General features: G+C 55.2%; 24 protein-coding genes. 8 read left to right on the top strand and 16 right to left on the bottom strand.

Annotated elements, in window-relative coordinates:
* Positions 1-2 precede the first annotated feature (2 nt).
* From ACXUPB_RS16945 to ACXUPB_RS16925, 5 genes are all read left to right on the top strand, one after another.
* Positions 3-1,352 (top strand): MFS transporter, encoded by a 1,350-nt coding sequence (locus tag ACXUPB_RS16945; protein WP_472953577.1) that lies wholly within the window; start codon positions 3-5, stop codon positions 1,350-1,352.
* Positions 1,353-1,388: 36 nt separating this feature from the next.
* Positions 1,389-1,916 (top strand): retropepsin-like aspartic protease family protein, encoded by a 528-nt coding sequence (locus ACXUPB_RS16940; protein ID WP_472953575.1) that lies wholly within the window; start codon positions 1,389-1,391, stop codon positions 1,914-1,916.
* A 72-nt stretch (positions 1,917-1,988) separates the two neighbouring features.
* Positions 1,989-2,168: a PLDc N-terminal domain-containing protein gene (locus ACXUPB_RS16935; RefSeq protein ID WP_101147575.1), complete on the top strand. Its 180-nt coding sequence runs from the start codon at positions 1,989-1,991 to the stop codon at positions 2,166-2,168.
* Between the two features lie 474 nt (positions 2,169-2,642).
* On the top strand, positions 2,643-3,401 hold the full coding sequence (locus ACXUPB_RS16930; protein ID WP_281372600.1) for a winged helix-turn-helix domain-containing protein: 759 nt from the start codon (positions 2,643-2,645) through the stop codon (positions 3,399-3,401).
* 20 nt (positions 3,402-3,421) lie between these two features.
* Positions 3,422-5,017, top strand: a complete 1,596-nt coding sequence (locus ACXUPB_RS16925) for an ATP-binding protein (RefSeq protein WP_472953572.1) — start codon at positions 3,422-3,424, stop codon at positions 5,015-5,017.
* Here ACXUPB_RS16925 and ACXUPB_RS16920 read toward each other — a convergent pair.
* Positions 4,980-5,918, bottom strand: coding sequence for a LysR family transcriptional regulator (locus ACXUPB_RS16920; protein WP_472953571.1), 939 nt, complete (start codon positions 5,916-5,918; stop codon positions 4,980-4,982). The genes ACXUPB_RS16925 and ACXUPB_RS16920 overlap by 38 nt on opposite strands.
* A 99-nt stretch (positions 5,919-6,017) precedes the next feature.
* On the opposite strand from ACXUPB_RS16920, the gene metE reads away from it, so the two are divergent.
* A complete protein-coding gene (gene metE / locus ACXUPB_RS16915) occupies positions 6,018-8,315 on the top strand; it encodes a 5-methyltetrahydropteroyltriglutamate--homocysteine S-methyltransferase (RefSeq protein ID WP_472953569.1) in 2,298 nt (765 codons plus the stop codon).
* A gap of 90 nt (positions 8,316-8,405) precedes the next feature.
* Here metE and ppk1 read toward each other — a convergent pair whose 3' ends face one another.
* Entirely contained in the window at positions 8,406-10,595 is a 2,190-nt protein-coding gene (ppk1, locus tag ACXUPB_RS16910) for a polyphosphate kinase 1 (RefSeq protein WP_472953568.1), read from the bottom strand.
* Positions 10,596-10,716: 121 nt separating this feature from the next.
* A complete protein-coding gene (hemB, locus tag ACXUPB_RS16905) occupies positions 10,717-11,727 on the bottom strand; it encodes a porphobilinogen synthase (RefSeq protein WP_472953567.1) in 1,011 nt (336 codons plus the stop codon).
* A gap of 168 nt (positions 11,728-11,895) precedes the next feature.
* On the opposite strand from hemB, the gene elbB reads away from it, so the two are divergent.
* On the top strand, positions 11,896-12,555 hold the full coding sequence (gene elbB, locus ACXUPB_RS16900) for an isoprenoid biosynthesis glyoxalase ElbB (protein WP_035562066.1): 660 nt from the start codon (positions 11,896-11,898) through the stop codon (positions 12,553-12,555).
* Positions 12,556-12,656: 101 nt separating this feature from the next.
* On the opposite strand, the gene tatC is transcribed toward elbB, so the two are convergent.
* The 13 genes from tatC to ACXUPB_RS16835 form a co-directional block, all read right to left on the bottom strand.
* Positions 12,657-13,448, bottom strand: coding sequence for a twin-arginine translocase subunit TatC (gene tatC / locus ACXUPB_RS16895; protein WP_472953565.1), 792 nt, complete (start codon positions 13,446-13,448; stop codon positions 12,657-12,659).
* Complete coding sequence (gene tatB / locus ACXUPB_RS16890; RefSeq protein ID WP_176302320.1) at positions 13,445-13,930, bottom strand: Sec-independent protein translocase protein TatB; 486 nt, start codon at positions 13,928-13,930, stop codon at positions 13,445-13,447. The genes tatC and tatB overlap by 4 nt, the downstream gene beginning before the upstream one ends.
* A gap of 3 nt (positions 13,931-13,933) precedes the next feature.
* On the bottom strand, positions 13,934-14,212 hold the full coding sequence (tatA, locus tag ACXUPB_RS16885; protein WP_035562075.1) for a Sec-independent protein translocase subunit TatA: 279 nt from the start codon (positions 14,210-14,212) through the stop codon (positions 13,934-13,936).
* Between the two features lie 76 nt (positions 14,213-14,288).
* Positions 14,289-14,681 (bottom strand): phosphoribosyl-ATP diphosphatase, encoded by a 393-nt coding sequence (locus tag ACXUPB_RS16880; protein ID WP_472953563.1) that lies wholly within the window; start codon positions 14,679-14,681, stop codon positions 14,289-14,291.
* Positions 14,682-14,712: 31 nt separating this feature from the next.
* The gene (gene ubiB, locus ACXUPB_RS16875) at positions 14,713-16,335 is read right to left on the bottom strand and encodes a ubiquinone biosynthesis regulatory protein kinase UbiB (protein ID WP_472953561.1); all 1,623 of its coding nucleotides are present in this window, start codon (positions 16,333-16,335) and stop codon (positions 14,713-14,715) included.
* Positions 16,332-16,991, bottom strand: a complete 660-nt coding sequence (locus tag ACXUPB_RS16870) for a ubiquinone biosynthesis accessory factor UbiJ (RefSeq protein ID WP_472953558.1) — start codon at positions 16,989-16,991, stop codon at positions 16,332-16,334. The genes ubiB and ACXUPB_RS16870 overlap by 4 nt, the downstream gene beginning before the upstream one ends.
* A 31-nt stretch (positions 16,992-17,022) precedes the next feature.
* Complete coding sequence (ubiE, locus tag ACXUPB_RS16865) at positions 17,023-17,778, bottom strand: bifunctional demethylmenaquinone methyltransferase/2-methoxy-6-polyprenyl-1,4-benzoquinol methylase UbiE (RefSeq protein ID WP_472953557.1); 756 nt, start codon at positions 17,776-17,778, stop codon at positions 17,023-17,025.
* Positions 17,779-17,939: 161 nt separating this feature from the next.
* The gene (locus ACXUPB_RS16860; RefSeq protein WP_179916565.1) at positions 17,940-18,323 is read right to left on the bottom strand and encodes a gamma-butyrobetaine hydroxylase family protein; all 384 of its coding nucleotides are present in this window, start codon (positions 18,321-18,323) and stop codon (positions 17,940-17,942) included.
* A gap of 112 nt (positions 18,324-18,435) precedes the next feature.
* Positions 18,436-19,758: an ATP-dependent protease ATPase subunit HslU gene (gene hslU / locus ACXUPB_RS16855; protein WP_179916566.1), complete on the bottom strand. Its 1,323-nt coding sequence runs from the start codon at positions 19,756-19,758 to the stop codon at positions 18,436-18,438.
* 51 nt (positions 19,759-19,809) lie between these two features.
* Positions 19,810-20,343 (bottom strand): ATP-dependent protease subunit HslV, encoded by a 534-nt coding sequence (gene hslV / locus ACXUPB_RS16850; RefSeq protein WP_008957546.1) that lies wholly within the window; start codon positions 20,341-20,343, stop codon positions 19,810-19,812.
* Positions 20,344-20,502: 159 nt separating this feature from the next.
* Complete coding sequence (locus tag ACXUPB_RS16845) at positions 20,503-21,237, bottom strand: SPOR domain-containing protein (protein ID WP_472953556.1); 735 nt, start codon at positions 21,235-21,237, stop codon at positions 20,503-20,505.
* Between the two features lie 3 nt (positions 21,238-21,240).
* Positions 21,241-22,926, bottom strand: coding sequence for an arginine--tRNA ligase (gene argS, locus ACXUPB_RS16840; protein ID WP_472953554.1), 1,686 nt, complete (start codon positions 22,924-22,926; stop codon positions 21,241-21,243).
* A 134-nt stretch (positions 22,927-23,060) separates the two neighbouring features.
* A complete protein-coding gene (locus tag ACXUPB_RS16835) occupies positions 23,061-25,307 on the bottom strand; it encodes a primosomal protein N' (protein ID WP_472953552.1) in 2,247 nt (748 codons plus the stop codon).
* 158 nt (positions 25,308-25,465) lie between these two features.
* Between ACXUPB_RS16835 and rpmE the strand changes: the two genes are divergently transcribed.
* Positions 25,466-25,681 (top strand): 50S ribosomal protein L31, encoded by a 216-nt coding sequence (gene rpmE / locus ACXUPB_RS16830; protein WP_035562478.1) that lies wholly within the window; start codon positions 25,466-25,468, stop codon positions 25,679-25,681.
* The last annotated feature ends 283 nt before the right edge of the window (positions 25,682-25,964 follow it).

The raw sequence follows: 25,964 nt of genomic DNA, 5'->3' as shown, positions 1-25,964 counted from the left end.
TAATGCTGCCTGCTACTACTGCTAAGGCGATGAATGGCTACGCATCGCGTCGAGAGATTTTCGGCTGGGCGATGTTTGATTTTGCCAACCAGGCTTACACGCTTCTGATCATTACCGTGGTCTTTGGCGAGCTATTTACCACGGTCATCGTCGGGGATCGGGGTGATAACTTCCGACTTGCCAACTTCTTATGGAGCCTTGGTCTGGCCATCAGCTATCTGATGGTAGTGATCACGGCACCCTTGTGTGGCGCGGTGATGGACTACCGTGCGGAGAAAAAGCGCTTTCTGCTCATCAGCTATCTTGCCACCGTGGTCACCACGGCGATGCTCTACTTTGTTGAACCTGGCTACGTCATTATTGGTTTGTTGTTGATTGTGCTGTCTAACTACGCCTATTCCATGGGGGAGTCATTTATTGCTGCCTTTTTACCCGAGCTTGGGCCACCGCAGTCGCTGGGCAAAATTTCCGGTTTTGGCTGGGCGTTAGGCTATATCGGGGGGTTATTTGCCGCTGGATTCACCCTGGTGGTACTAGGTGAAGCAAGCGCTGACAACTTTGAACGTATCCGCTGGGTTGGCCCTTTTGCCGCTGGTTTTTTTCTGATTACGGCTATTCCCACTTTTTTATGGTTAAAAGAGCGTGGCACGCCTCAGCCTCGTGGCGTCTCGTATCGTCATATTGCCTTGAAGCGGGTGACATCCACGCTGCACGAATTGCGTTATTTCAAAGACCTGACCGTCTTTTTAGTATCGCTGTTGTTCTCAATGGCCGGTGTTTACATCATTATCGCGTTTGCATTCATCTATGGTGCCCAAGTGATTGGCTGGGACGAGAGTGTACGCAATATCATGTTTATTATTGTTCAAGTCACCGCGGCGGCAGGGGCGTTAGGGTTTGGCTGGTTACAGGATCGGCTAGGTGCCAAGCACACTTACCAGATGACGCTGGCGCTCTGGGTGCTGGCGATTATTGCCATCTGGGCAACCCCGGAGCTGACCCAGTGGATCAACGAACAGTTTGAGGTGCAGTGGCAGGCCCAGTACGTATTCCTGGTAGTGGGTTGCTTGGCGGGTCTGAGCCTTGGTTCTAGCCAATCTGCCAGCCGGGCACTGGTTGGTCTATTTTCACCGCTGGAAAAATCAGCTGAGTTTTTCGGTTTCTGGGGGTTGGCCAATAAGTTGGCGGGGGTGTTTGGTATCGTCATGCTGGGCGTGTTGCAAACGCTCATTGGCTTGCAGGCGTCTATTCTATTATGTGTGGCCTTGTTCGTTATCGCGATGCTGATTTGCGCTAAGGTCAACGAGCGCCGCGGCCGGGAGGCTGCGCTTGCCTGGGAAAACACACAATAGGGATAGCTGGGTGCCCTTACCTCAGCGAGGTGAACGATGGTGACGCAGACAGCAACGCCAATAGCACAGCGTGGTGGCATCGTCATGATGCTGTTGTTTTGGGTGCTGTTAATGGCCGTTGGGACGTGGTGGATACACGGTGGCCTGGAAGAAATGATGCGCCCTAATGCCAATATCGTGCATACCTTGCCTGCGGGTGAACCGATTACCCTAAAGCGTAATCGTGCTGGGCATTTCGAGGCGCCCGGCCGTATTAATGGTGAGCCAGTCAACTTTTTGCTCGACACGGGCGCCACCTATGTGGCGGTATCGGCCGATTTGGCCGATGAGCTGGGCTTGGCGCCAGGGCGCAGCGCTTGGTTTAATACCGCCAATGGCCGAGTAGAAGGTACCTTAACCGAACTGGATGAGGTTTCCCTGGGCGGTTTAAAAGTGCAAAATGTACAGGGGTCTATTAGCCCTGGCATGGAACGCGACACTGTCCTGCTCGGCATGAGTTTTTTAAATCTCTTGTCGATTGAAATACAGGCAGGCGAGATGGTGTTGAGCCTTCCCGAGAAGTGAGTTCATCTGGTGAAGGTGGAGTTGATAGCAAGAGTTAAATAGAAATGAGTGCCAACACGCTAAGGAGTTGCTATGGGCATTGAAGTAGGTGGTTTGTTAGGACTAATTTGGCTTATTATCGTTATTTGGGCCATCGTCAAAGTGGCCAAAAGCGACGCAGGTGGTTTTGCTAAACTGATCTGGATTCTAGTATTGCTGTTCTTCCCATTGATCGGTTTGATTGCGTGGTTCTTGTTTGGCCCGAAGGGATAGCGGCCTAGCTGAGTGCGATCAAATGAAAAAGGCAGGCCTGTGATGGCCTGCCTTTTTGTTAATTTGAGGCTTACTCACTGAATAAAGGGCTACTCAATAGAGCATTACTCAATTGTGTCGTTTCCTTCACCGGGTGGTGCTTTATAATGCCCGGGTATTTTTAACTTTTCCCCGTTGGGCAGGTCACGCACTTGGGTTGGAATGTAAACACGTTTAATAACACTTTTCGTTTTGCTACTTCCCATGGCAGGTTCCTCTGTCAAATTGTCGACAGTTAGCGTCTCTACATTAGCTCCCGTTGCTGTGAGAATCAAGTGTCAGGCCTTCCGTGTCCATCAATAAGCGCAATGGTAACGACAGAAGCGGGTGTTTCGATGGTTTTGAGTTATCCTGAAAGCCAACAATAGGTCACCTGCGTTGTTACTGGGTGAGCAGGTGAAAAAATAAACAGCCTAAGCGGAGTGCAAAAAGAGGATGGTAGATCATTTGGAACAGCAATTTCAGGCGCTTGAGTCGCAAGAGCCTGTCATGCCTGACTATCCCGATCAAGATCATATCCTGATCATTGAAGATGATCAGCGCTTGGCCGAACTTACCCGCGAGTACTTGGAAGCGAATGGCTTTCGAGTAACGCTGGAAGCTGATGGGGCTAAAGGGGTTGACCGTATTTTAACCCTGCAGCCCGATTTAGTCATTTTAGATCTAATGCTGCCAGGTGAAGATGGCTTGGCTATTTGTCGTCGCGTTAGACCTAACTTTGCTGGCCCGATCATGATGCTGACTGCGCGCACCGACGATCTGGATCAAGTCTTGGGGCTTGAGATGGGCGCTGATGACTATGTGCCGAAACCCGTTCAACCGCGGGTACTGCTGGCGCGTATGCGAGCACTGCTACGCCGTGCCGACGGGCCTGCACCGGATGGTGAAATGCGGTTACGCTTTGAAAACCTAGAGATCGATAACGCGACCCGTGAAGCCTGGCTCTCTGGGGAGCGTATCGACCTAACCAGCGCTGAGTTTGATCTGCTGTGGCTGTTGGGCCGTAATGCCGGTCGGGTGCTTACCCGTGAGGAGATATTCAGTAATCTACGGGGAATTAAGTACGACGGCCAGGACCGCTCTATTGATGTTCGTGTGTCTCGTATCCGGCCTAAAATTGGCGATGATCCTAATCAGCCTCACCGGATTAAAACCGTGCGCAGTAAAGGTTATCTCTTCGTTAAAGACGGTTGATCATGCAGAGGAAAGGCATCATGCGGCGGGTGCTCAGTAACGGCTCGTTTTTACGCTTCTATTTGTTGCTGGGTGTAGCGTTGTTGGTGGTGTTTGTGATTGCGTTAGTAGGGCGTTCATTTATCGAGCAGGTGCGCCGCGAAGATTACCGCGAGCAGCTAGCTGCGTTACCTATGTCGCTGATGACGCAACAATTAGCCGATCTGCCTACAGGCCAGCGAAACGCTTTGCTTGCGCGTTTTTCCGAGCAACTTGAGCTGCAGTTGACCCTGCAGCCTATCAACGAAGCTGATCTTGGCTATTTTGAGCGATTACGCCTAGAGCAGGGCAAGATACTGGTCGCCGAGAGGCCGTGGTTGTTACAGCAACGCTTACCAGGCGATACATGGTTGCTGCAAGCCAGGCTTGAAGAGTGGAGTGAGCATCAGTGGCACGGCAGCATTGCTCTATTGGGCGACTGGCTTGCGGCTGCGCCCGAAAATGAGCGAAAAAACCGCATTGCCCAGCTGCGCCCCGGCAGCTGGCCGCTTCAGCTATCGTCTACTTTGCCAGCCGGGCTATCGCCCCAGCAGCAGGCCCAGCTGGCGAGTGGCGGCGTCATCACTCAGTTAGTCTCTGATAAGCTCTCCATCACACTGCTTTATCAACTACCAGGCGAATCCCTATGGCTGCAAGCTGGGCCTATCTCTCGTGGCGATACACTGCCATCTAATTTGCACTTGCCGCTTCTGGTGGGGCTGATGATCGTGCTCAGCCTGATCATCTATTTAATTATGCGCAGTATTGAGGCCCGTATGGCGCGACTAGAGCTGGCCGCGACAAGGATCGCCAGCGGCCGTTTGGAAACGCGGGTAAAAGTTGAAAGCGGTGACTTTTTAGGGCGGTTAGGCATGGCGTTTAACGGCATGGCCAATCAAGTGCAGAGCCTGCTGCGTGGTCAGCAAGAGATGATTCGCGCGGTTTCTCATGAGCTGCGTACCCCGGTCGCCCGTATTCGTTTTGCCGTACAGATGGTCGAAGATATGACCGACCAGCCCGCTATTCGCCGTCAGTTGCAGGGCATTGATGCGGATATTGCCGAACTCGATGAATTAGTCGATGAAATACTCACCTATGCACGCTTAGGCGGTGAAACAGTCAATGGCGCTGAACTTGAAACGTCACTGGTGGAGTGCCGTGCCATGGCGGAACGCGTGATTGATACTCTTTCACCGCTGCATAAAGAGTTAACGTTAACGCTGGCACCCGGCCCTGAAATTGAGCTGTTGGCGGAACCACGCTATCTTCAGCGAGCGCTGCAGAATTTAGTCGGTAATGCCTGTCGGCATGCCAAGTCTCAGGTGGTGATTCAGCTGTGGGACGAGCCCAACTTGGTGCGTATTGATGTCGAAGATGACGGCCCAGGTATTCCGCCCGAAGCGCGGGCAGATATCTTTAAACCGTTCGCCCGGCTGGATGACAGCCGCGCCCGCAGTTCCGGCGGCTACGGGTTAGGGCTTTCGATTGTGCAGAAAATCATGGCTGGGCACGGCGGCAGTGTGACCATCGATACCAGCCCCACCCTGTGCGGTGCGCGCTTTACGCTGCTGGTTCCCCGTCGCGATCCGCTGGCTTAACCCCCGTTAGCACCGCAAAGGAGGTTTCCCGCGCGGTGCGCAAAAAATCCTGCATCCACGGCGCTTCTCGGGTCTCTTCGCGAATCGCTGCATACAGCGTGCTCCATACCCCATGCTCGCCCAGTTTTACCGCGCTGACGTAATCGCGCTCTAAATACTCGGTGAGCGCCCAGTTGGGCAGCGCACATACGCCGCGCCCACTGGCTACTAGCTGCATCATCATAATCGTCAATTCGGCGGTACGAATCTCCCGAGGGCGTACATTCGCCGGTTGCAAAAACTGAGTGAAAATATCCAATCGTGATTGCTCAACGGGATACGTGATCAAGGTTTCATCCGCCAGCGCCTGGGGCTCTATAAAGCCCTGGCCTGCAAAAGCGTGCTGGCGGGCGACGGCTAATAATCCCTCATAGCGAAACAGCGGGGCGTAGTGAATGCCGTCAAGAGGTTGGGGGTCGGCGGTGATCACTAGATCCAACTGCTCGCGGGCAAGCGCTGGAAGCGGGTCGAAGTGATGGCCACTGGGAATATCGATTTCCACCTCCGACCAGTGATCGCGAAAGTAATCCACCGTCGGCATTAGCCACTGAAAGCAACTATGGCACTCGATAGCCATATGCAAACGTCCTTGCTCGGTGCCTGCCAAGCGCGCCAAATCCCGCTCCGCTTTGCGTACCTCAGGCAATACTTGATCGGCTAAGGCGAGCAGCCGTAAGCCTGCGCGGGTAAATTCTACCGGGCGGGTTTTGCGCACGAATAGAGGGCTATCCACGCGGCTCTCCAAATCTTTCAACTGATGCGAGAGCGCCGATTGAGTCAAATGCACGCGTTCAGCGGCATCAACTAGTGAGCCAGTTTCGCGCAGGGCGAGTAATGTGCGTAGATGGCGTAGTTCAATCATCGTGAGTATTTTTCATCTTTGCTATTAAAAACTTTAGTTTGATTCATTGCTTGGGCGTGGCCAGACTGTTCAACATCATTCACGTTGGCAGGTTTTATCATGACAGTTTCTCATATTCTCGGCTATCCGCGTATTGGTGCCCAGCGCGAACTTAAAAAAGCCACTGAAGCGTATTGGAAAGGGGAGTCAACGCGTAGCGAACTGGAAAGGACTGGTCGCGAGCTTCGCTTGCGCCATTGGCAGGCGCAGCAGGATGCTGGCCTAGATTTTGTTAGTGTTGGTGATTTTGCTTTTTACGATCAAGTGCTTAACGTTTCAGTTGCGCTGGGTGCCGTACCTACCCGCTTTAATGCCCAGCATGAAGTGGCTGGTGGCGATATCGATCTCGACACCACCTTTCGCATGGCCCGCGGTCGCGCGCCTAGCGGTGAACCCGCCGCCGCCTGTGAAATGACCAAATACTTTGATACCAACTACCACTACCTCGTCCCTGAACTGCACGAAGGGCAAACCTTTACCCTGGCATCGAACCGCCTGTTCGACGAGGTGGATGAAGCGTTACGCGCCGGTTTTACCCCGAAAGTAACGCTGACCGGGCCGCTAACGTGGCTATGGCTGGGCAAAACCAAGGGCGGTGATTTCGATCGCCTAACGCTGCTGGACAGCGTACTCAACGTGTATGGCGAAATATTAGCGCGGCTCGCTACCCAAGGCATTGAGTGGGTGCAACTGGACGAGCCAGCGCTGGTGCAGGATCTACCGCTTAATTGGCAGCAGGCCTATGAGCGTGCCTATCACCGTCTTCAGTCAGCACCGCTAAAGCTGCTGTTAGCCACTTACTTCGGCGGCCTGGGCGACAATCTTTCATTAGCCACCCGTTTGCCCGTCGCTGGGTTGCACATTGATGCCGTGCGCGCGCCGCAACAAGTCGAGAGCGTGATTGACCGACTTGGCCCGCATCAGGTGCTGTCGATAGGTTTTGTTGACGGCCGCAATATCTGGCGGGCCGACTTAGCGGCATTGCGTGAACGCTTGCTGCCGTTAAAAGTGCGTCTTGGGCAGCGGCTTTGGTTGGCGCCGAGCTGCTCGTTGCTGCATGTGCCGGTAGATTTGGCGCAGGAAACAGAGCTCGGTGAGGAGCTCGTGAGTTGGCTGGCTTTCGCGCAGCAAAAGCTGGTGGAAGTGGTCACCCTAGCGCGGTTGATTGATAACCGAACCACGCCTGATGATGAGCAGCATTTGGATGAAGCAACTCGGGCGTTGGATGCCCGGCGTGAATCAACGCGTATCCACCAGACAGTGGTTAGTGAGCGGCTGGCCGCGATTAGCCCTGCTGATAGCCAACGACAGGCGCCCTACAGCGTGCGTGCTGACGCACAACGGCGAGCGCTTAAGCTACCGTTGTTCCCGACGACGACGATTGGCTCTTTCCCGCAAACCGATGAGATTCGTGCTGCACGGCGCGCGTTTAAAGCCGGCGAGTTGTCATCAGCTGACTACGAAGCCCGCATGCAGGATGAAATTGCTTACGCGGTTGAGCGTCAGGAAGCGCTGGATATCGATGTGCCAGTGCACGGCGAAGCCGAGCGTAACGACATGGTGGAGTACTTTGGCGAACAGCTTGAAGGGTTTGCCTTTACCCGCTTTGGCTGGGTGCAGAGCTACGGTTCACGCTGTGTTAAGCCGCCGGTTATTTTCGGCGACGTTTCACGCCCTGCACCCATGACCGTTCGCTGGAGCCAGTATGCGCAAACCCTGACCAGCAAACCCATGAAGGGGATGTTGACGGGGCCGGTGACGATTCTGCAGTGGTCGTTTGTCCGCGATGACCAACCGCGGGAAACCACCTGCCGCCAGATTGCCTTAGCGTTGCGCGATGAGGTATTGGATCTGGAAAAAGCCGGGATTAATGTCATTCAAATCGATGAGCCTGCGCTGCGCGAAGGGCTGCCGCTACGCCAGCATGAGTGGCAGGCATACCTGGATTGGGCAGTCGAGAGCTTTCAGCTAAGTGCCGCAGGCGTTGCCAATACCACTCAGATTCACACCCATATGTGTTACTCGGAGTTCAACGACATCATCGGGGCGATCGCCGCCCTGGATGCCGATGTGATCACCATCGAAACATCGCGCTCGGATATGCACTTGCTGGACGCCTTCCAGGACTTTGCTTATCCCAACGAAATCGGCCCAGGCGTTTACGATATCCATACCCCGAATATTCCCGAGGTGAGCTGGATGGTCGATTTGATGGAAAAAGCCTTGGAAAAGATCCCGGCAGAACGGTTATGGATAAACCCGGACTGTGGCCTGAAAACGCGCGGCTGGGCGGAAGTAGAGCCAGCGCTGGCTAATATGGTCGAAGCTGCCAAAGTCTTGCGCCAACGCTATGCGTAAATGGTTGTAAATACTTTGATTAAGCTTTTCTAGTCAGAATCAACCCCGCTAAAAAGCGGGGTTTTGGCTTGAAAACTAGCTTGTCGACGCTTAGCTTTTCGAAGCATAGGCGTAGAGCAGGGTTTCCTGGGCGCTGATGGCATCGCTTTTACCTGGATCCTGAAGCTGGTAGCTGCCGTCGGTCTGTAGCAGCCAGCTCTGGCAGTTATCCACCATGTAGGTTTCGAGATCCTTGCGCACACGGGTGGCGAGCTTCTTATCCAGCAGCGGGAAGCACGTTTCAACACGGTGAAACATGTTGCGCGACATAAAGTCGGCGCTTGAGCACCAAGTCTCCGACTTACCATCATTGTGAAAGTGGAATACACGGGTGTGTTCAAGCAGACGGCCAATAATTGAGCGCACACGAATATTCTCGGAAACCCCCGGCACGCCCGGCTTCAAACAGCACATACCGCGAATAATTAAATCGCACTCAACCCCCGCCTGGGAAGCACGGTAAAGTGCTTTAATTAGCTTGGGTTCGGTAAGCGAGTTGCACTTGATGATGATATGGGCGCGTTTACCCTTGCGCGCTATTTGCGCTTCACGGTCAATCATTTCCACTAGCCGCTCGTGCAGCGTGAACGGCGCATGCAACAGCGTGTCAATTTTGCGTGCGCGGCCCATCCCCGACAGTTGCTGAAACACTTTATGCACATCGGCGCACAGCGCTTTATTGGCAGTCAGTAGGCTGTAATCGGTATACAGTTTGGCGGTTTTAGAGTGGTAATTACCGGTGCCGAGGTGCGCGTAGTAGCACAGCTCGCCTTTTTCGCGACGTACTATATGCAGCATCTTGGCGTGAGTCTTGTAGGCCATAATGCCGTAGACAACGATTGCCCCCGCTTCCTGCAAACGAGAAGCCAGCTGTAGATTATCGGCTTCATCAAAACGCGCACGTAGCTCAATGACCACGGTGACTTCTTTGCCCTGGCTAGCCGCTTCTACCAGCGCGCTAACGATAGGCGAGTCTGAGCCCGTACGGTATAGCGTCTGCTTTATAGCCAATACATGCGGGTCGCGGGCGGCTTCGCGCAACAGATCTTCAATCGGTGTAAATGATTGAAAAGGGTGATGGAGCAGAATGTCACTCTTAGCGATAGCATCGAACAAGCTGCCCGCTTTGAGCGCTTTCGGAATGCTGGGAGTAAACGGGCGATAGAGCAGTTCCGGGCGATCCACATCACCCAGAACTGACATCATACGAGTCAAATTAACCGGCCCTTTAACGCGGTATAAGTCGCCGCTTTCCAGTTCAAACTGGCGCAACAAAAAGTCAATTAAGTCATCAGGACAGCTGTCGGCGACTTCCAGGCGCACGCCGCTGCCGTAGCGGCGCGCCAGCAGCTCACCGCGCAGCGCTGAGGCGAGATCCGAAACCTCCTCTGGGTCAACGCTCATGTCCGCATTGCGGGTTAGCCGGAATTGGTAACAGCCGCGCACGCGCATGCCGGGAAATAGCTCATCGGCATGGGCATGAATCATCGAGGACAGGAACACATACTCGGAGAAACCTTCTTCGCATAATTCCTTCGGTAGCGCCATTAAGCGAGGCAGCGAGCGTGGCGCGGGGAGAATAGCCATGCCTCCGGCGCGGCCAAAGGCATCTTTGCCTTCCAGCTCAACAATAAAGTTGAGACTTTTATTGACCAGACGCGGGAAGGGATGCGAAGGGTCAAGACCGATGGGGCTAATAACCGGCATAATTTCGTTATCGAAAAACGCCCGCGTCCAGGCCTTTTGTTGATCAGTCCACTGATCGCGACGACGAAAGCGTAACCCATGAGTCTCCAGGGCGGGCAACAAGGTATCGTTGAGTATTTGATACTGGCGATCAATTTGCGTATGGGCGATCTGGGAAATCTCGGCCAATACGGCTTTAGGCAGTCGGCCATCAGCCGCGGTGGTGTCGTCGCCAAGGGCGATCTGGTGCTTTAATCCCGCTACGCGAATTTCGAAAAACTCATCCATATTAGATGAGAAAATCAGCAAGAACATCAACCGGTTGAGCAATGGGTGGGCATCGTCTAACGCTTGTTCCAGCACGCGGATATTGAACTGTAGATGCGACAGCTCGCGATTGAAGTAAAGCTGAGTGTCGTCAAGGTCGGTTTCAGGCAACGTGTCACGCGCTTGAACCCCGGTGGGTGTGCGGTTAATTCGTAGCGGCATATCGCCGTCGCTGCTGGTTTGATCAGTAGACGATGATGGTAAAGAATCTGACGCTTGCTCGTCCATGGTGGATCTCCCCGCGTTGATGGCTCGAAGGTATCATAGCCTGATACTTGTATAGGAAGGCAGTATGCGGGGAGAAGATGACAAACAAGTGTCACCTTGTTGTCATCTTTGTCGCAGTAGTTTAGTGGCGCTGTAATAAACGTGCTGCTTCGAGAGCGAAATAGGTCAAAATCCCATCGGCACCTGCTCGTTTGAAGCACATCAATGATTCCAAAATCACCGGTTCCGCTTCCAGCCAGCCATTGTCGAAAGCGGCGCGATGCATGGCGTACTCACCGCTGACTTGATAGGCGAAAGTGGGGACTTTGAGCTCAGCTTTGACGCGGCGAACGACATCCAGGTAAGGCATGCCCGGCTTGACCATCACCATGTCGGCACCTTCGGCGATGTCCATGGCTACTTCGTGCAATGCTTCATCGCTGTTGGCAGGGTCCATTTGATAGGTGCGCTTGTCGGCTTTGCCCAAGTTGGTCGCTGAACCAACGGCATCGCGGAAGGGCCCATAGTAGTGGGAGGCATACTTGGCGCTGTAGGCCATAATCCGCACGTTGTGGAGGTGTTCCTGTTCCAGCACTTGGCGGATCGCGCCGATACGACCATCCATCATATCGGAAGGCGCCACCACGTCAGCGCCCGCTTCGGCATGGGAGAGTGCCTGTTTAAGCAGCGTATCCACCGTGCGGTCGTTCTGCACGTAGCCGTGCTCATCGAGAATGCCGTCCTGGCCGTGGCTGGTATACGGGTCGAGCGCCACGTCGGTGATAATGCCGAGTTCGGGCAGGGCTGCTTTAAGGGCGCGTACGCTACGCTGTACTAAGCCGCTGGCGCTATAGGCCTCTTCGGCTAACTCAGTTTTGTGCTCAGAGCCGACAACTGGAAAAAGCGCCAACGCAGGGATGCCCAGTTGATAAGCTTCGCGGGCTTGCTCAATCAGTAGGTCGATCGAGAGCCGCTCCACACCGGGCATTGAGGCCACCGCTTCACGCTGGTTGTCGCCTTCCAATACGAACACCGGCAGGATGAGATCTGAAGGGCTTAGGCTGTTCTCCTGCATCAAACGGCGTGAAAAATCATCGCGACGCATACGGCGCATACGGGTGGCCGGGAAGTGGCGGGGAGTGGGTGTGCTCAAAAGTTCTCTCCATTTAGGATCGCAAATGAGGGTGCCCGAAGGCCTGAATGGAGTATATCAGCCATACCCTGCGGCGAAAGCCGTCTTGTGGCAACAAGGTAGACTGACTAAAGTGAGCAATTGCTTTGCTGTATTGCAATCGGCAGACCCTGGGATAAGGAGATAGGCATGACCAAACAGGTGGCGGTGATTTTAGCTGGCTGCGGCGTTTATGATGGTTCAGAGATATATGAGACGACGTTAACGCTGTTGCGCTTGGATCAGTTGGGTATTGGTTACCACTGTTTTGCCCCGGATATAGAACAGCATCACGTTATCAATCACCTCACGCAAGAGGTGGCGGAAGGTGAACAGCGTAATGTGCTGCAGGAGTCTGCCCGCTTGGCGCGTGGAAACATCCGCCCATTGAGTGAGCTAGACGCTGATAACTTCGATGCAGTGATTGTGCCCGGTGGTTTCGGTGTCGCCAAAAATCTGTCGGATTTCGCCAGTGCCAGCGACAATATGCAGGTGCTGGAAGCACTAAAAGAGTCGCTGTTTGGTTTTCGTCAAGAGGCCAAACCCATTGGCTTGATGTGTATTTCCCCCGTACTGGTGCCCCGTCTATTGGGTGACGGTATTGCAGTGACCGTGGGTAATGATCCGGCGGTTTCCGGGGCGATTAGTGCCATGGGCGGGTTGCACCGCAGCTGTGCAGTAGAAGATATTGTCGTCGACCTTGAGCACCGCGTGGTGACCACTCCTGCTTATATGCTGGCAAAGCGCATTAGTGAAGCGGCCACTGGTATCTTTAAATTGGTAGATCGTATTGCTGAAATGATGGATTAAGTACGCCGTTGCATTTTAGAACATCGTATTGCAGATAAGAAAGCCGTCGCCATGGTTAATGGCGACGGCTTTTTCAGTATCTGCGTGCTGCGCTGATCCGCTTAGAGATCGGCTTCGTGCTCTTCAGCAGCCTCTTTCTCTTCTTTGCGTTTGCGCACCAAACGGCCAAACAGTAGCCCCACTTCGTAAAGCAGGTACATGGGGATTGCTAGCAGGCTTTGGGAAATCACATCAGGCGGGGTTAGCAGCATACCGACGACAAAGCAGCCTAAAAGGATATAGGGGCGTTTTTTAGAAAGGCTTTCCACCGTCGTAGCGCCAGAGAGGATAAGCAAGAAGGTCGCAATAGGAATTTCAAACGCCACCCCGAAAGCAAAAAACAGCTTAAGAACGAAGTTCAAATACTGGTTAATGTCGGTCATTATCGCGATGTTGTCCGGCCCGGTTTGGGTGAAAAACTCAAACAGCAGCGGAAAAACCACGTAATAGGCAAACGCCGCACCGCCATAGAACAGCGCAATGCTTGAGACCAGTATCGGGATCGCCAGTGCTTTTTCATTGTCGTAAAGCCCCGGCGCGATAAACGCCCAGGCCTGATGCAACACAAAGGGAATGGCGATAAACACCGCGACGACCAAGGTAAGCTTAAATGGCGCTAAGAATGGCGAAGCCACTTCTGTGGCGATCATTTGCGAGCCTGCGGGCAGCAGATCCATTAACGGCTCGGCGACGAAGGTATAAATATCATTGGCAAACGAATAAAGGCCCAAAAAGACCACCAGAATCACGATCACGGCGCGCATCAACCGTGAACGTAGTTCAATCAGGTGCTCAATAAGAGGGGCTTGGCTTTGGTCTTCACGCGGCTCCTTTGAATCGCCAGACATACTCATTGGTGGTTACGGTCCTTATTTGATGCAGCCTTTTGAGATTCAGTCGGCTCAGGTTCTGCCGCGTCTTCGGGCACTGCCGAGGAAGGCGATGAGGATGAAGGAGGCGTTTCTTCACGTACCGTTTGCAGGGCATCATCCAATCGGGAGCTCGCCTTGGCGACGCGCTGCTCTGTCTCGCTCTGCGTCGCTTTGGTTGCTGGCGCTGACCGAGGAGTAGAAGGGGTATCGGCAATACTCTCTACATCCAGCTTGGCTTTTTTCAAGCTATCGTCGAGCTTCTTCTGCTGTTCGTTAAGCTTTTGGCGTAACTCTTCTGCTTCAAGCTGAGCGCTAATTTCACGCTGCATGCCGGATACCGTGCGCTTGATTTTGCCAATCCACATACCCGTCGTGCGGGCGGCCCTAGGCAGCCGCTCCGGGCCAAGCACCAACAGCCCGACGATGCCAATGAGCATTAGTTCAAGAAAGCCGATATCCAGCATGGTTTATTTGCGCTCTTCGTTACGTTCGTTGGCGGCCTGTTTCTCTTCGGCTTGAACGTCATAAGTGTTGCCAGGTTCTTCATGGCTCACTTTGGCATGCGGTTGGTCAGCGTCTTCTTTATCCGTCTCTTTATTTTTCTCTTCATCGTGCATGGCTTTCTTGAAGCCCTTGACCGCCCCGCCTAGGTCGGTGCCCACATTACGCAGTTTTTTGGTGCCGAAAACCAGGATGATGATGCCCAGGACAATCAGCAACTGCCAAATACTAATACCACCTAACATATGCGTTTCCTCATGGGAGCAGGTTGACTATCTTTTTTCCAGCTTGGTTATCACTATACGACAGTTTCTGTGACCGCTATGGCTGACGAGACGCTTTTTCTTCGTGCCCGGAAATGCCAACGCGTCGCGCCAGTTCGTCTAAAACAGCCTGATGATCCATCCCCAGGTGCGACAGCATCACCATACTATGAAACCACAGGTCGGCAGTTTCAGAAATCAACGCTTGGCGCTCAGCCTCACCACCGTGCTCCGCATCTTTTGCCGCAAGCACTGTTTCAGTCGCTTCTTCGCCAATTTTTTCGAGTATCTTGTTCAAACCCTTATGATGCAAGGAGGCAACATAAGAATCTTCTGCTGCGGCGTGTCGCCGCTGCTTTAGTACCTCATTGAGAGTATCCAGCACAGACGCAGTATTTGTCGAAAAAGTGTTGGTTGGTAAATTGTCAGGCGATAATGAGTTGCTGTCCATGGGAATCCTTATAAACGTTTAATGCACTGCGCTATTGCCATACCAGCAGTAAGAGGCCAATCGCAGCGGCAGCCAGTATTGGCCACTCCTGGAGCTCAATCCAACCGCTTAATGGCTGCCAAGCCAGTGCCAGTGCCAGCAGAATCAAACCCAGGCGCAGGCGGTAAAGCCGCTTGCCCTGCCGCACCATCTGTACGCGCATGGCGTTGATGGAGTCCACCTGCTGATGACGTTGACGATGCTCATGCTCCATGCGGCTGAGCGCTTGGTGCGCCAGTACAGGCAATTCAGGTAGCTGGTGTGAAAGCTCCGGTGCCTGTCGCTTGAGTGATTCCCATAAACCGCTGACACCCGCACGCTCTTTCATCCACTGCTCTAAATACGGCTTGGCGGTGCTCCAAAGGTCCAAGTCAGGATAGAGCTGACGCCCTAAGCCTTCAATATTGAGCAGCGTTTTCTGCAATAAAACCAATTGCGGCTGCACTTCCATATTAAAACGTCGCGCGGTTTGAAACAGACCCAGGAGCACTTGGCCAAAGGAGATGTCTTTCAGCGGCTTCTCTAAAATAGGCTCGCAGACGGTGCGGATGGCTGCCGCGAACTCATTGGCGCGAGTATTTTCACCCACCCAGCCGGACTCAATATGCAGTGCGGCGACTTCGTAATAGTCTTGGTGAAAAAATGCCAATAAGTTGCGCGCCAAATAGTCCTGATCCTCTCGGGTCAGGCTGCCCACGATGCCGCAGTCGATGGCGATGTACTGCGGGTCTTCGGGGTTGTCACAGTTAACAAAGATATTGCCGGGGTGCATATCCGCGTGGAAGAAGTTGTCACGAAATACCTGGGTAAAGAAAAGCTCAACGCCGCGCTCTGCGAGCTTTTTAAGGTTCGTGCCACGAGCAATTAGCGTGTCTAAATCGGCGACCGGTATGCCGCGAATGCGCTCTTGAACCATCACGTGGCGGCGGGTGAAGGGCCAATAGATGGTAGGTACAAATAGCAGCGGTGAGTCTTTAAAGTTACGTTTAAGCTGCGAGGTGTTGGCGGCTTCTTTATAGAGATCCAGCTCATCAAACAACGTGGCTTCGTAGTCGCGGATGACTTCCACCGGGCGCAAACGTCGCGCTTCGGGGATTTTGGAAAATAGCTTGGCGACTTGGTACATCAGCGCCATGTCCTGACGCATGACGCGATCAATGCCGGGACGAATGATTTTTACCACTACGTCTTCACCGCCGTGCAGCCTTGCTGCGTGTACCTGGGCAATCGATGCAGAGGCGAGCGGTACGTGGTCAAATTCAGCAAAGGCATCCGCCAGCGACATTTCCAGCTCTTTCTCGACGCGGGCAGCGGCAAGATAACCGGGAAAAGGCGGCACCTGATCCTGAAGGCGCTTTAGCTCATCGGCGATATCTGCCGGTAGCAAGTCGCGGCGGGTCGAGAGCATCTGTCCGAATTTAATGAAAATTGGCCCTAGCGCTTCTAGCGCCAAGCGCAGGCGTTCACCCCGCGATCGCTTGCCGATCGGCACCAGGCGTAACGGTGAAAACCACAGTAGCGTCCGCAGCCACCAGGGCAAGCGTTCCAGCGGCAGTAATGTGTCTAGCCGGTGGCGCGTGATTACCCAGCTAATCCGTAGCAGGCGCAGGCTCATGGGCGTGGCTCCTGAGAGGCGCTCTGCGGCGGTTGCGTCAGCTTGCGCTGCAAGCGGTTAAAGCGCGCTTCCAGACGATCGGTGGCGATTTCCAGTTCGGTTAAGTGATCGCGTAGCACGTTGCGCTGTTGCTGTCCGGGTAGCAGGCGGGCTTCTTCAAAGACATATTCAGAAACATCCTGCATCAGCTCATCTTTGGCACGCAGCCCCCAACGAGCGGCGCGACGCAACCCTTCGGCCAGCGAGTGAGCGGGCATATCGCCAAGCCAGTGGGCCAGCTCGCTTTCCCAATCAATGTCTAAATCGAAAAGCAGCTCGCGGGTCGCTTCAAGCAGATGGATGCGCCCACGTACGGCCAGTTTGCCATCGAACATTAGCCGCTCAATCGAGGCGCCGCTGATCCACTCTGAAAATGTTTCCGGATTCAGCTCGACGACCGCATCTACCTCGGTTTCATCAACACCTTCGCCACGCATCAGGTCTAAGCCTGCGTGGTGGTAGTGGATCACAAGCTCAAGATGTGGCTGCTCCAGGCGTATAAGCAAACGGCTGCCCACCAGCGCTGCCAGCCGTGCGGGGGCTGCCGGGTCGCGGGCGAGTAGGACATTGAGTGTGCGTTCACATCCGGCCAACAGCAGGGTCGGGGTTACCAGCATGCTGGCCTCTGGGTCTGTAGCGTCTGAAATCTCATAGCTTAATGCCGCGGTGTAGTGCAACGATACCGCCCGTCAGATTGGTGTACTCGACCCGCTCTAGCCCGGCAGCTTCCATCATGGCTTTGAGCGTTTCCTGGTCGGGGTGCATCCGAATTGACTCCGCCAAATAGCGGTAACTTTCGCCGTCCCCCGCCACCAGTTCGCCCATTTTGGGCAGCAGGCGGAAGGAGTACTCGTCGTAAGCCTTCGACAGCAAGGGGTTGTTGGGTTTGGAGAACTCTAAAACCAACAGGCGCCCACCGGGTTTAAGAACACGCGCCATGGAGCGCAGCGCAGCGTCTTTGTCGGTGACATTGCGCAGCCCAAAAGCGATCGTAATGCAGTCGAAGCTGTTATCGGGAAACGGCAGGCTTTCGGCATTGGCTTGAACATACTCTACGTTGCCGCCGACGCCATTATCCATCAGCTTGTCGCGGCCGACTTTGAGCATCAAGGCGTTGATATCCGCCAGCACCACCTTGCCACGCGGGCCAACCAGGCGGGAAAACTTGAGGGTTAAGTCGCCCGTGCCGCCAGCGATATCAAGCACGTGGTGACCAGGGCGCACACCGGCGCGCTCAATAGTCATGCGTTTCCAAACCCGGTGGATACCCATCGACATCAAGTCGTTCATTACGTCGTAGCGGGCGGCAACCGAGTGGAATACGTCAGCTACTCGTGACGCTTTCTCATCAACCGGTACTTCCTGGTAACCAAAATGAGTCGTGCGTTTTTCTGTGGGGCTCATGGGGCGGTAGCTCCCGAATTTTAGGCGATGGCAGATCGACCTTTGGTCTTTTGACTGAGGGCCGACGCGATTAAAAAATTAGCGTCATTGTAGCCTTGTCCGCCCTGGCTTGTCTGCCTAGCGTCTCTACCTAGTTTGTTGCAGGGGCGTGAGTCATGCCATCACAGTTGCTTGAATTGAATGCTGGCCGGCTCGCGCGAGGCGCCTGCATCCTTTAAGCGCTGCAAGTAATTGTTCCAATAGGCTTCTTGATGCGTGGCAAGATCGTATAAGTAGTTCCAGCTAAACAGGCCACTGTCATGACCATCGTCAAAGTGCAGTTTCAGTGCGTAGTTGCCTGCCTGAGTAATATTTTGCAGGCCGACATCTTTTTTCCCCACTTGCAGTACTGCCGTGTCACCACCGTGGCCGCGTACTTCGGCGGAAGGTGAGTAGACGCGTAACAACTCCACCGGCAGGCGAAAATGTTCGCCCGTGGCGTAACCAAGTTCCAGCTCGCGGGCCTGCTTATGGTAGTGAACCCGGGTAGGGGTAGGGGCGTTCATGATGAGACCTCATGGCTAAGTGTCCATGGCTAAATGCCATAGCAGCAAGCCCGCGAAGAGCGGGCTTGCTGTTGCTGACGATACCAACGCTGATAATAACGACAGGCGCAGCTTACAAAATATACCGTGACAGGTCTTCGTCGACCGCGAGTTCGCCAAGCTGGGCATTGACGTAATCTCCGTCGATGATCAGCGGGCTCTCCATATCGCCGCCTTTGAAAGAGGCTTCTTCCAACAACCGCTCCATGACCGTGTGCAGACGGCGGGCACCGATGTTTTCAGTGCCTTCGTTGACCTGCCAGGAGATCTGCGCGATGCGCTCGATACCGTCGGGAGTAAACTCCACATCAAGACCTTCTGTCGCCAGGAGCGCCTGATACTGCTTGGTCAGCGAGGCAGAGGGCTCGGTGAGAATGCGCTTAAAGTCGTTGGGCGTGAGCGCATCAAGCTCCACGCGGATCGGCAGGCGGCCCTGTAGCTCTGGAATCAGGTCTGATGGGCGCGACAGGTGGAAGGCACCGGAGGCGATAAACAGGATGTGATCGGTTTTAACCATGCCGTACTTGGTCGAGACGGTGGAACCCTCAATCAGTGGCAGCAGGTCACGCTGGACGCCCTCACGGGAGACTTCGCCACCGCTGGACTGGCCACTGCCCTTGGCTACCTTGTCGATCTCATCCAGGAAGACGATACCGTGTTGCTCTACCGAGTAGACCGCGCGCGCCTTGATCTCCTCCTCGTTGACCAGCTTGCCAGCTTCTTCATCACGCAGCAGAACTAGCGCTTCTTTGACCGTTACGCGGCGATTCTCACGCTTCTGCTGACCCATGTTGGAGAACATGCTCTGCAGCTGGTTGGTCATCTCTTCCATGCCCGGTGGGGTCATGATATCGATGCCTTGGCCGTGAGAGGATATTTCAATATCGATCTCTTTATCGTCCAGTTGGCCTTCACGTAGCTTCTTACGGAAGGACTGGCGAGTGCTGCCTTCTTCACGTGGTTTGTCTTCCTGGCCACGGGGTGGCGGAAGAAGGGCATCCAGCACTCGATCTTCGGCGGCATCCGCGGCACGGTTGCCAACTTCTTCTTTGGCCTGTTCGCGAACCATCTTAATCGCGGCTTCCATCAAGTCGCGAATAATCGACTCAACGTCACGGCCAACATAGCCGACTTCGGTGAACTTGGTCGCTTCAACTTTAATAAACGGTGCTTTGGCCAGCTTGGCCAAACGGCGGGCAATCTCGGTTTTACCCACACCGGTGGGGCCAATCATCAGAATGTTCTTAGGCGTGACTTCTGGGCGCAAGTCGTCATCGAGCTGCATGCGGCGCCAGCGGTTACGCAGGGCGATTGCAACGGCGCGTTTAGCATCTTGCTGGCCAATAATGTACTGGTCTAGAGCGTGAACAATTTCGCGGGGTGTCATCTGAGTCATATAAGTAACCTTTGTGGGCAATGAGCGGCGTTTGCGAGTCGCGTAAAGTGATTAGCGACCGTCAATCGACAGCTCTTCGAGCGTCACGTGATGATTGGTAAACACACAGATATCACCAGCGATCGCCAGCGATTTCTCAGTAATTTCACGCGCCGAAAGCTCGGTATTTTCTAACAGCGCTCGGGCGCTGGCTTGGGCGAAGTTGCCACCAGAGCCAATCGCAATAATGCCGCGCTCAGGCTCGACTACATCACCATTACCGGTAATGATTAATGAGGCGCTATGGTCAGCCACGGCCAGCAGTGCTTCTAAACGGCGTAGCGCCCGGTCGGTGCGCCAATCTTTGGCGAGCTCAACCGCTGCTTTGGTGAGATGGCCTTGGTATTTTTCCAACTGTGCTTCAAAGCGTTCAAACAGAGTGAACGCATCCGCGGTGCCACCGGCAAATCCGGCCAGTACTTTGCCGCGGTAGAGGCGGCGTACTTTGCTGGCGTTACCCTTCATTACGGTATTGCCCAGCGACACTTGGCCGTCGCCGGCGAGGGCGACCTGGTTACCACGACGAACGGAGACAATAGTGGTCATGGAGATAACTCCTTGGTGGGAGGCGCGCTCCCGATGACTGGCATGGTCACATGCTCTTTAGCAATTGCTCATGGAAGCGACCATTGTGTAAGCGTTCACAACAAAATGCGGGCGGCTGATAAAAAATCAACCGCCCGCAGGTTATTCAAGATGGGATTATTAGTTCTGTAGCTGGATAAGTAGTGGTTCGATACCCTGGGTGTTCATTAAATCCTGAGCGCGGTTTAGCTCCCGGGTATCCTCGTAAGGCCCTACTTGAACACGGTGCCAGGTATTGCCATCCGCCTGGACTTCGCTAACTTCCGCCAACAGGCTTAAGTTGCGCAGTCGGCCGCGCAGCTGTTCGGCATCACTTGCCTCTCGAAATGAAGCCGCCTGAAGCATATAGCGCCCTGGGGTATTGGTGGCTGCTTCATTCTCGCGGGCCGCCGAGACCTGATCTTCAGGCCGGGTGTTAGCGGCAATGACCTGGGCGATGGGGTCGTCGCTGGCCGCGCCAGAGGAAGTATCGCTCTCGGCCGCTTGCTCGGGAACCTCCGGACGCACAACGCTTGACGGCAGCGTGACGCCAGGGGCAATGACCTCGGTTTCCGGCAGCAGCGTATAAAACTCAAACGTCGGCATTGACGGCTCAGCGGCCTCTTTGGTTTCCCGAGCAGCGGCGCGCTCCTCACTTCCAGCGGGCTTGGGCAGTACCGTGGCCTGAGGCGCTTCGCTCTGCTCTTGCCAAGGCGCGGTGCCGTGCTGGTGCTGAGCCAAGAAAAAACCTGCCGCCATGCCAGCCAGGCCCCACACCCAACCGGGTAGGCGAAAGCCGCCGCCTGAATTACGGTTGGACTTGCGCTGCGAGGTGGCACCGCGGCGGGGGGCGGGCTTTTTGCGCGGGCTAGCCATTGCTTACATCTCCTCTGGGGCGCTAACCCCCATTAAATCAAGCCCATTGCGTAGCACTTGACGGGTGGCGAGGCCGAGCGCCAAGCGCGTGTTGCGTAGGGTGTCGTCCTCAACCATTACCTTGACGGCGTTATAGCAGGTGTGGAAATCGCCGGAAAGATCGAGCAAATACTGGGCAACCTGCTGTGGTTCGCGGTTTCTAGCAGCGGTCTCCACCACTTCAGGGAAGCGTGCCAAGCGGTTAAGAACGGCTTTTTCCTGGTCGCTGTCCAGCAGGGCTAGATTGGCTATGGCTAATGCATGATCAAACGGCTGGTCGGCATCCTGTGCTTTGCGCAGCATGCTACAGACCCGAGCATGCGCGTATTGGATGTAATACACCGGGTTGTCGTTCGACTGCGAGCGCGCCAGGTCGATATCAAAGGTGAGCTGGGAGTCGGCGCGGCGGGCGGCGAGGAAGAAGCGAGTGGCATCGCGGCCCACTTCGTCGATCAGGTCGCGCACAGTGACATAGCTACCGGCGCGCTTGGAGAGTTTTACCTCGACGCCTGAGCGGGTGACCATGACCATCTGGTGGAGCACGTAGTCGGGCCAGCCCTTGGGAATGCCCACTTCCAGCGCCTGTAAACCAGCGCGCACGCGGGTGACGGTGGAGTGGTGGTCGGCGCCCTGCTCGTTAATCACGGTTTTGAAGCCGCGCTGCCACTTGTCCAGGTGGTAGGCCACATCGGGCAGAAAGTAGGTGTAACCGCCGTCCTGTTTGCGCATTACGCGATCTTTGTCATCACCAAAATCAGTGGTGCGCAGCCACATCGCGCCATCTTCTTCATAGGTGTGGCCAGCGTTTACCAGCTTCTCAACGGTGGCATCTACCTTGCCATCTTCGTAGAGCGACGACTCCAGAAAATAGACATCGAACTCTACGCCAAAGGCTTTTAGGTCAAGATCCTGTTCGCGCCGCAGCCACGCGACGGCAAATTCTTGAATGGCGTCTAAATCGTCAGGATCCTTTTTGGCGGTGACTTCGCGGTCATCGGCGCTAACCGTTTTACCCGCCAGGTAGTCGTTGGCAACATCGACAATGTACTCACCGCGATAGCCGTCTTCGGGCCAGCTGGCATCGTCAGGGCCCAGGCCTTTTACCCGCGCTTGTACCGAGCGGGCGAGGTTGGCTATCTGGGCGCCTGCGTCGTTGTAGTAGAACTCGCGGGTCACGTCGTAACCGGTGGCTTCGAGCAGGCGGCATAGGCAGTCGCCTATGGCCGCGCCTCGACCGTGACCTACGTGTAGCGGGCCGGTGGGGTTGGCGGAAACGAATTCGACCTGAACCTTCTCGCCTTTGCCTACCATGCTGCGGCCAAAGGTGTCGCCGCAGTCGAGCACCTGGGCAACGATTTGCGCTGCGGCATCGGCGGCGGCGAAAAAGTTGATAAAGCCGGGGCCGGCAATTTCGGTTTTTTGAATAGCGTCGCTTTCGGGTAGCGCTGCTACTAGCGCGTTGGCTAGTTCACGCGGATTTTTGCCTGCCGGTTTGGCCAACATCAGCGCCAAGTTGGTGGCGTAATCGCCGTGGGCCTTGTCTTTGGTAGGATCCACTTTGATAGTGGGCTGAAGGTCGTTTGGCAGCACGCCTTGGTGCTTGAGCGCGGTGACCGCGCCTTCGAGCAGAGAAACTATCGTATCTTTCATGTAGGTATCCGGTTACGTCTGTGGCGGCGTGTGCTAACGCGCAGCAGTAAAGGTGCGTCGGCAAAGCGGCTATTATCGGCAATTGAGCCGCAGTTTCAAAGGCGTGTTGCTAAACAAGTGCCAAGAGATAAGCGCTACGCGAGAGTTTGTGGGTCGATATCAATCGACCAGCGCACCTTGCGGGCCTCGCGATTGGCTTCCAGCCACTGCACCAGCCAGCTAACGGCCGGGTGTAGTTGGCTGCGTTTATCGGCTGCCAGCATAACGTGTAAATGGTAGCGGTTCTGGCGTCTTTCCATCGGTGCAGGCACCGGCCCCAGGCAGCGGGTAGCTACGCCGGACTCTTTTAGCCACTGGCGTAGGGCTTGGGCTGCCTGTTGCGCCAGCGCCAAAGCAGCCTCCTCCTTGGGGCTTTCGATGCGTAGCAGCGCCATAAAACAGAACGGCGGCAGCTGCGAGATGCGTCGTTCTTCCAGCATATTGCGCGCGAGCGCCCCGTAGCCGTGTTCAGCCAACTGGCCCAAGTGAGGGTCGTCGGGGTGCAGTGTTTGCACCAGTACTCGGCCTGGGTGGGCGGCCCGCCCCGCTCGGCCCGCCACCTGCTCAAGCAGCTGGGCGCTATGTTCCAGCGCGCGAAAATCAGCGGCGTACAGTCCGCCGTCGGCATTAACGACTACCACCAAGGTAACGTGGGGCAGGTGGTGCCCTTTGGCGAGCATTTGAGTGCCGACTAATACGCACGGCTCACCGCGATGGATCTCTTTTAGCACTTGCTCGAAGCTATCCTTGCGCCGTGTGCTATCGCGGTCAATGCGGTGGATGGTGGTCTTGGGAAACAGGGTCTGTAATGTCTCTTCCGTGCGTTCAGTGCCGCTACCCAATGCGCGCAGGTCGCCGCTACCACATTCGGGGCAGGCATCCGGCAGGGCGCGGCGGCTATCGCAGTGGTGACAGGCCAGCATGGCGGGCTGACGGTGTAGCGTCATGCGTGCATCACACTGGCCACACTCGGCCATCCAGCCGCAGGCGTGGCAGGCAAGGGTCGGTGCAAAGCCGCGCCGGTTGATAAAAATTAGCACCTGCTTGCCAGCGCTCAAGGTGCTTTTAATCGCTTTGATGGCACCGGGTAGCAGGCCGCCCTGGCGGCGCTGGTGGCGCAGGTCAATCAGCTCCAGCTTGGCTGGGGGGTGCTGGCTGGGGCGCTGGGTCAGGCGTAGGTGGCGGTAGGTGCCGCTAAGCGCTTGGTGCAGGCTCTCTAAGGACGGCGTGGCGCTGCCCATTAGCAGCGGAATTTTATGGTAGTGCGCGCGTGCAACCGCAAGATCGCGAGCGTGATAGCGTAAGCCGTCGTGCTGCTTGTAGGAGCCATCATGCTCCTCATCGACAATAATCGCACCGGGGTTAGCCAATGGCGTGAAAATGGCCGAGCGGGTGCCGATAATAATCAGCGCCCGGCCGCTGGCGGCGGCTTCCCACACGTCTAAGCGCTCAGGGTCGGTAAGGCCCGAATGCAGCGCCACCACGGGCACGCGAAAACGGCTTCTAAAGCGGGCGAGCGTTTGCGGCGTTAAGCCAATTTCCGGCACCAGCACCAGCGACTGCTTACCTTTGGCGGCCACTGCTTCAATCAGCTGAAGATAGACTTCCGTTTTCCCACTGCCGGTGACGCCTTCGAGCAAACAGGGGTGATAGCCCTCTAGCTTTTCATGCAGCGCGGCCAGCGCCGTGGCCTGTTCACGGTTTAGGGGTAACGCGGGAGTCGCGAGTAAGTTTCCGCTGGGGGGAGTAGGCGCGGTGAGAATATGTTCCTGGCTAGTGGCCAAGCCTTTCTTCTCTAACGCTAATAGCTGGTCGCGAGCAAAGCCATGGGCGCTAACCGCACGACCGGGTAGGCCATGGGGATGCTGGCGTAAAAGCGCATGCAGCTCTGCTTGCTTAGGCGCTCGGCTGAGGGTTTCCTGCGCGCCGTCACCTTGGGCCATCCAGAGTGTTTGTGTGCGACCGGCCATCGCGTGCCCCTGGCGTAGCCGCGCGGGCATGGCGTGGTGAAGGGTGTCGCCCAGGCTGTGCTGATAGTAGCGGGCGGCAAAACGGCATAACCAGAGCCAATCTGCTGGCAGCGGCGCGTCGTCCAGCGTCTCGCTGACTGCGCGCAATTGGCTGCGCGGTAGGTCGCTGTGGTCGGCAAGTTCCACGACCACACCGACGACTTCGCGGCGCCCGAAAGGCACCCGCACCCTCAGCCCCGGCTGCCAACCGCAGGCGGGCGTCACGTTAGACGGTAAGTAGTCGAACAGGCGTCGCAGCGGTGAGGGCAGCGCTATTTTAAGTATTTGGTTAAGCACTTGAGACGGTACCCGCGAAGAAACAGAATCAGGCAATTGGCCTCCGGCGTTAGTTTTGCTAGAATATGCGACCGCTCACTCTTAGCGATCTTATCGTAACGAAAGAGCGGCCAACCGGTTAGTAGTTTTTCCAAACCCGTATGCGGTGCCTGGCACGAGATCAGGTGGCGGCATATAGCTTCGTGAGGTTCGAGATGAGACAAGGTATCCACCCGAATTACAACACGGTCACCGCCAACTGTTCTTGCGGTGCTAATTTCCAGGTAGGTTCTACTTCAGGTCAGGACTTCTCTCTGGATGTGTGCTCCAACTGCCACCCGTTCTATACTGGTAAGCAGAAGCAAGCGACCACTGGTGGCCGCGTAGAGCGCTTCAACAAGCGTTTCGGCGCTGCTGTTAAGCGCGGCTAATCCAACTCGGATAGCCATATCGCAAGTACAGGTCGTACTTGCGCAAAACCCACGCCGCGGCGTGGGTTTTTTGTTGTCTCGCTAAAAAACCAGCTATATTTTTTGTGGAAAAAATTTTCACAAATGCTGCGCTAATGTTGCGGTACAGCAATAAGCAAAGCGTTATGACTAACGCTGTTTTACATAAGTTTCAGCAAATATCTGCGAAATGTGGCGAATATGAAGGTAAAATTCAGTTAAACGGGCGTTTTGATATGAGTTGACGGCGCGCTTGAGGCGCATA

It is taken from the genome of Vreelandella sp. DA03-1M, from assembly GCF_055725665.1.
Note: the sequence above shows the minus strand (reverse complement) of the source record. Positions and strands in the feature narration are given on the sequence as shown.

Coding starts and splice junctions, on each gene's coding strand:
- ppk1 (WP_472953568.1), bottom strand. CDS start 10,595: ATGGACGAGCAAGCGTCAGATTCTTTACCATCATCGTCTACTGATCAA.
- tatC (WP_472953565.1), bottom strand. CDS start 13,448: ATGAGTATGTCTGGCGATTCAAAGGAGCCGCGTGAAGACCAAAGCCAA.
- elbB (WP_035562066.1), top strand. CDS start 11,896: ATGACCAAACAGGTGGCGGTGATTTTAGCTGGCTGCGGCGTTTATGAT.
- rpmE (WP_035562478.1), top strand. CDS start 25,466: ATGAGACAAGGTATCCACCCGAATTACAACACGGTCACCGCCAACTGT.
- tatB (WP_176302320.1), bottom strand. CDS start 13,930: ATGCTGGATATCGGCTTTCTTGAACTAATGCTCATTGGCATCGTCGGG.
- argS (WP_472953554.1), bottom strand. CDS start 22,926: ATGAAAGATACGATAGTTTCTCTGCTCGAAGGCGCGGTCACCGCGCTC.
- ACXUPB_RS16945 (WP_472953577.1), top strand. CDS start 3: ATGCTGCCTGCTACTACTGCTAAGGCGATGAATGGCTACGCATCGCGT.
- ACXUPB_RS16940 (WP_472953575.1), top strand. CDS start 1,389: ATGGTGACGCAGACAGCAACGCCAATAGCACAGCGTGGTGGCATCGTC.
- ubiE (WP_472953557.1), bottom strand. CDS start 17,778: ATGAGCCCCACAGAAAAACGCACGACTCATTTTGGTTACCAGGAAGTA.
- hslV (WP_008957546.1), bottom strand. CDS start 20,343: ATGACCACTATTGTCTCCGTTCGTCGTGGTAACCAGGTCGCCCTCGCC.
- metE (WP_472953569.1), top strand. CDS start 6,018: ATGACAGTTTCTCATATTCTCGGCTATCCGCGTATTGGTGCCCAGCGC.
- ACXUPB_RS16930 (WP_281372600.1), top strand. CDS start 2,643: ATGGTAGATCATTTGGAACAGCAATTTCAGGCGCTTGAGTCGCAAGAG.
- ACXUPB_RS16870 (WP_472953558.1), bottom strand. CDS start 16,991: ATGCTGGTAACCCCGACCCTGCTGTTGGCCGGATGTGAACGCACACTC.
- hslU (WP_179916566.1), bottom strand. CDS start 19,758: ATGACTCAGATGACACCCCGCGAAATTGTTCACGCTCTAGACCAGTAC.
- ubiB (WP_472953561.1), bottom strand. CDS start 16,335: ATGAGCCTGCGCCTGCTACGGATTAGCTGGGTAATCACGCGCCACCGG.
- tatA (WP_035562075.1), bottom strand. CDS start 14,212: ATGTTAGGTGGTATTAGTATTTGGCAGTTGCTGATTGTCCTGGGCATC.
- ACXUPB_RS16920 (WP_472953571.1), bottom strand. CDS start 5,918: ATGATTGAACTACGCCATCTACGCACATTACTCGCCCTGCGCGAAACT.
- ACXUPB_RS16925 (WP_472953572.1), top strand. CDS start 3,422: ATGCGGCGGGTGCTCAGTAACGGCTCGTTTTTACGCTTCTATTTGTTG.
- ACXUPB_RS16860 (WP_179916565.1), bottom strand. CDS start 18,323: ATGAACGCCCCTACCCCTACCCGGGTTCACTACCATAAGCAGGCCCGC.
- ACXUPB_RS16935 (WP_101147575.1), top strand. CDS start 1,989: ATGGGCATTGAAGTAGGTGGTTTGTTAGGACTAATTTGGCTTATTATC.
- ACXUPB_RS16845 (WP_472953556.1), bottom strand. CDS start 21,237: ATGGCTAGCCCGCGCAAAAAGCCCGCCCCCCGCCGCGGTGCCACCTCG.
- ACXUPB_RS16880 (WP_472953563.1), bottom strand. CDS start 14,681: ATGGACAGCAACTCATTATCGCCTGACAATTTACCAACCAACACTTTT.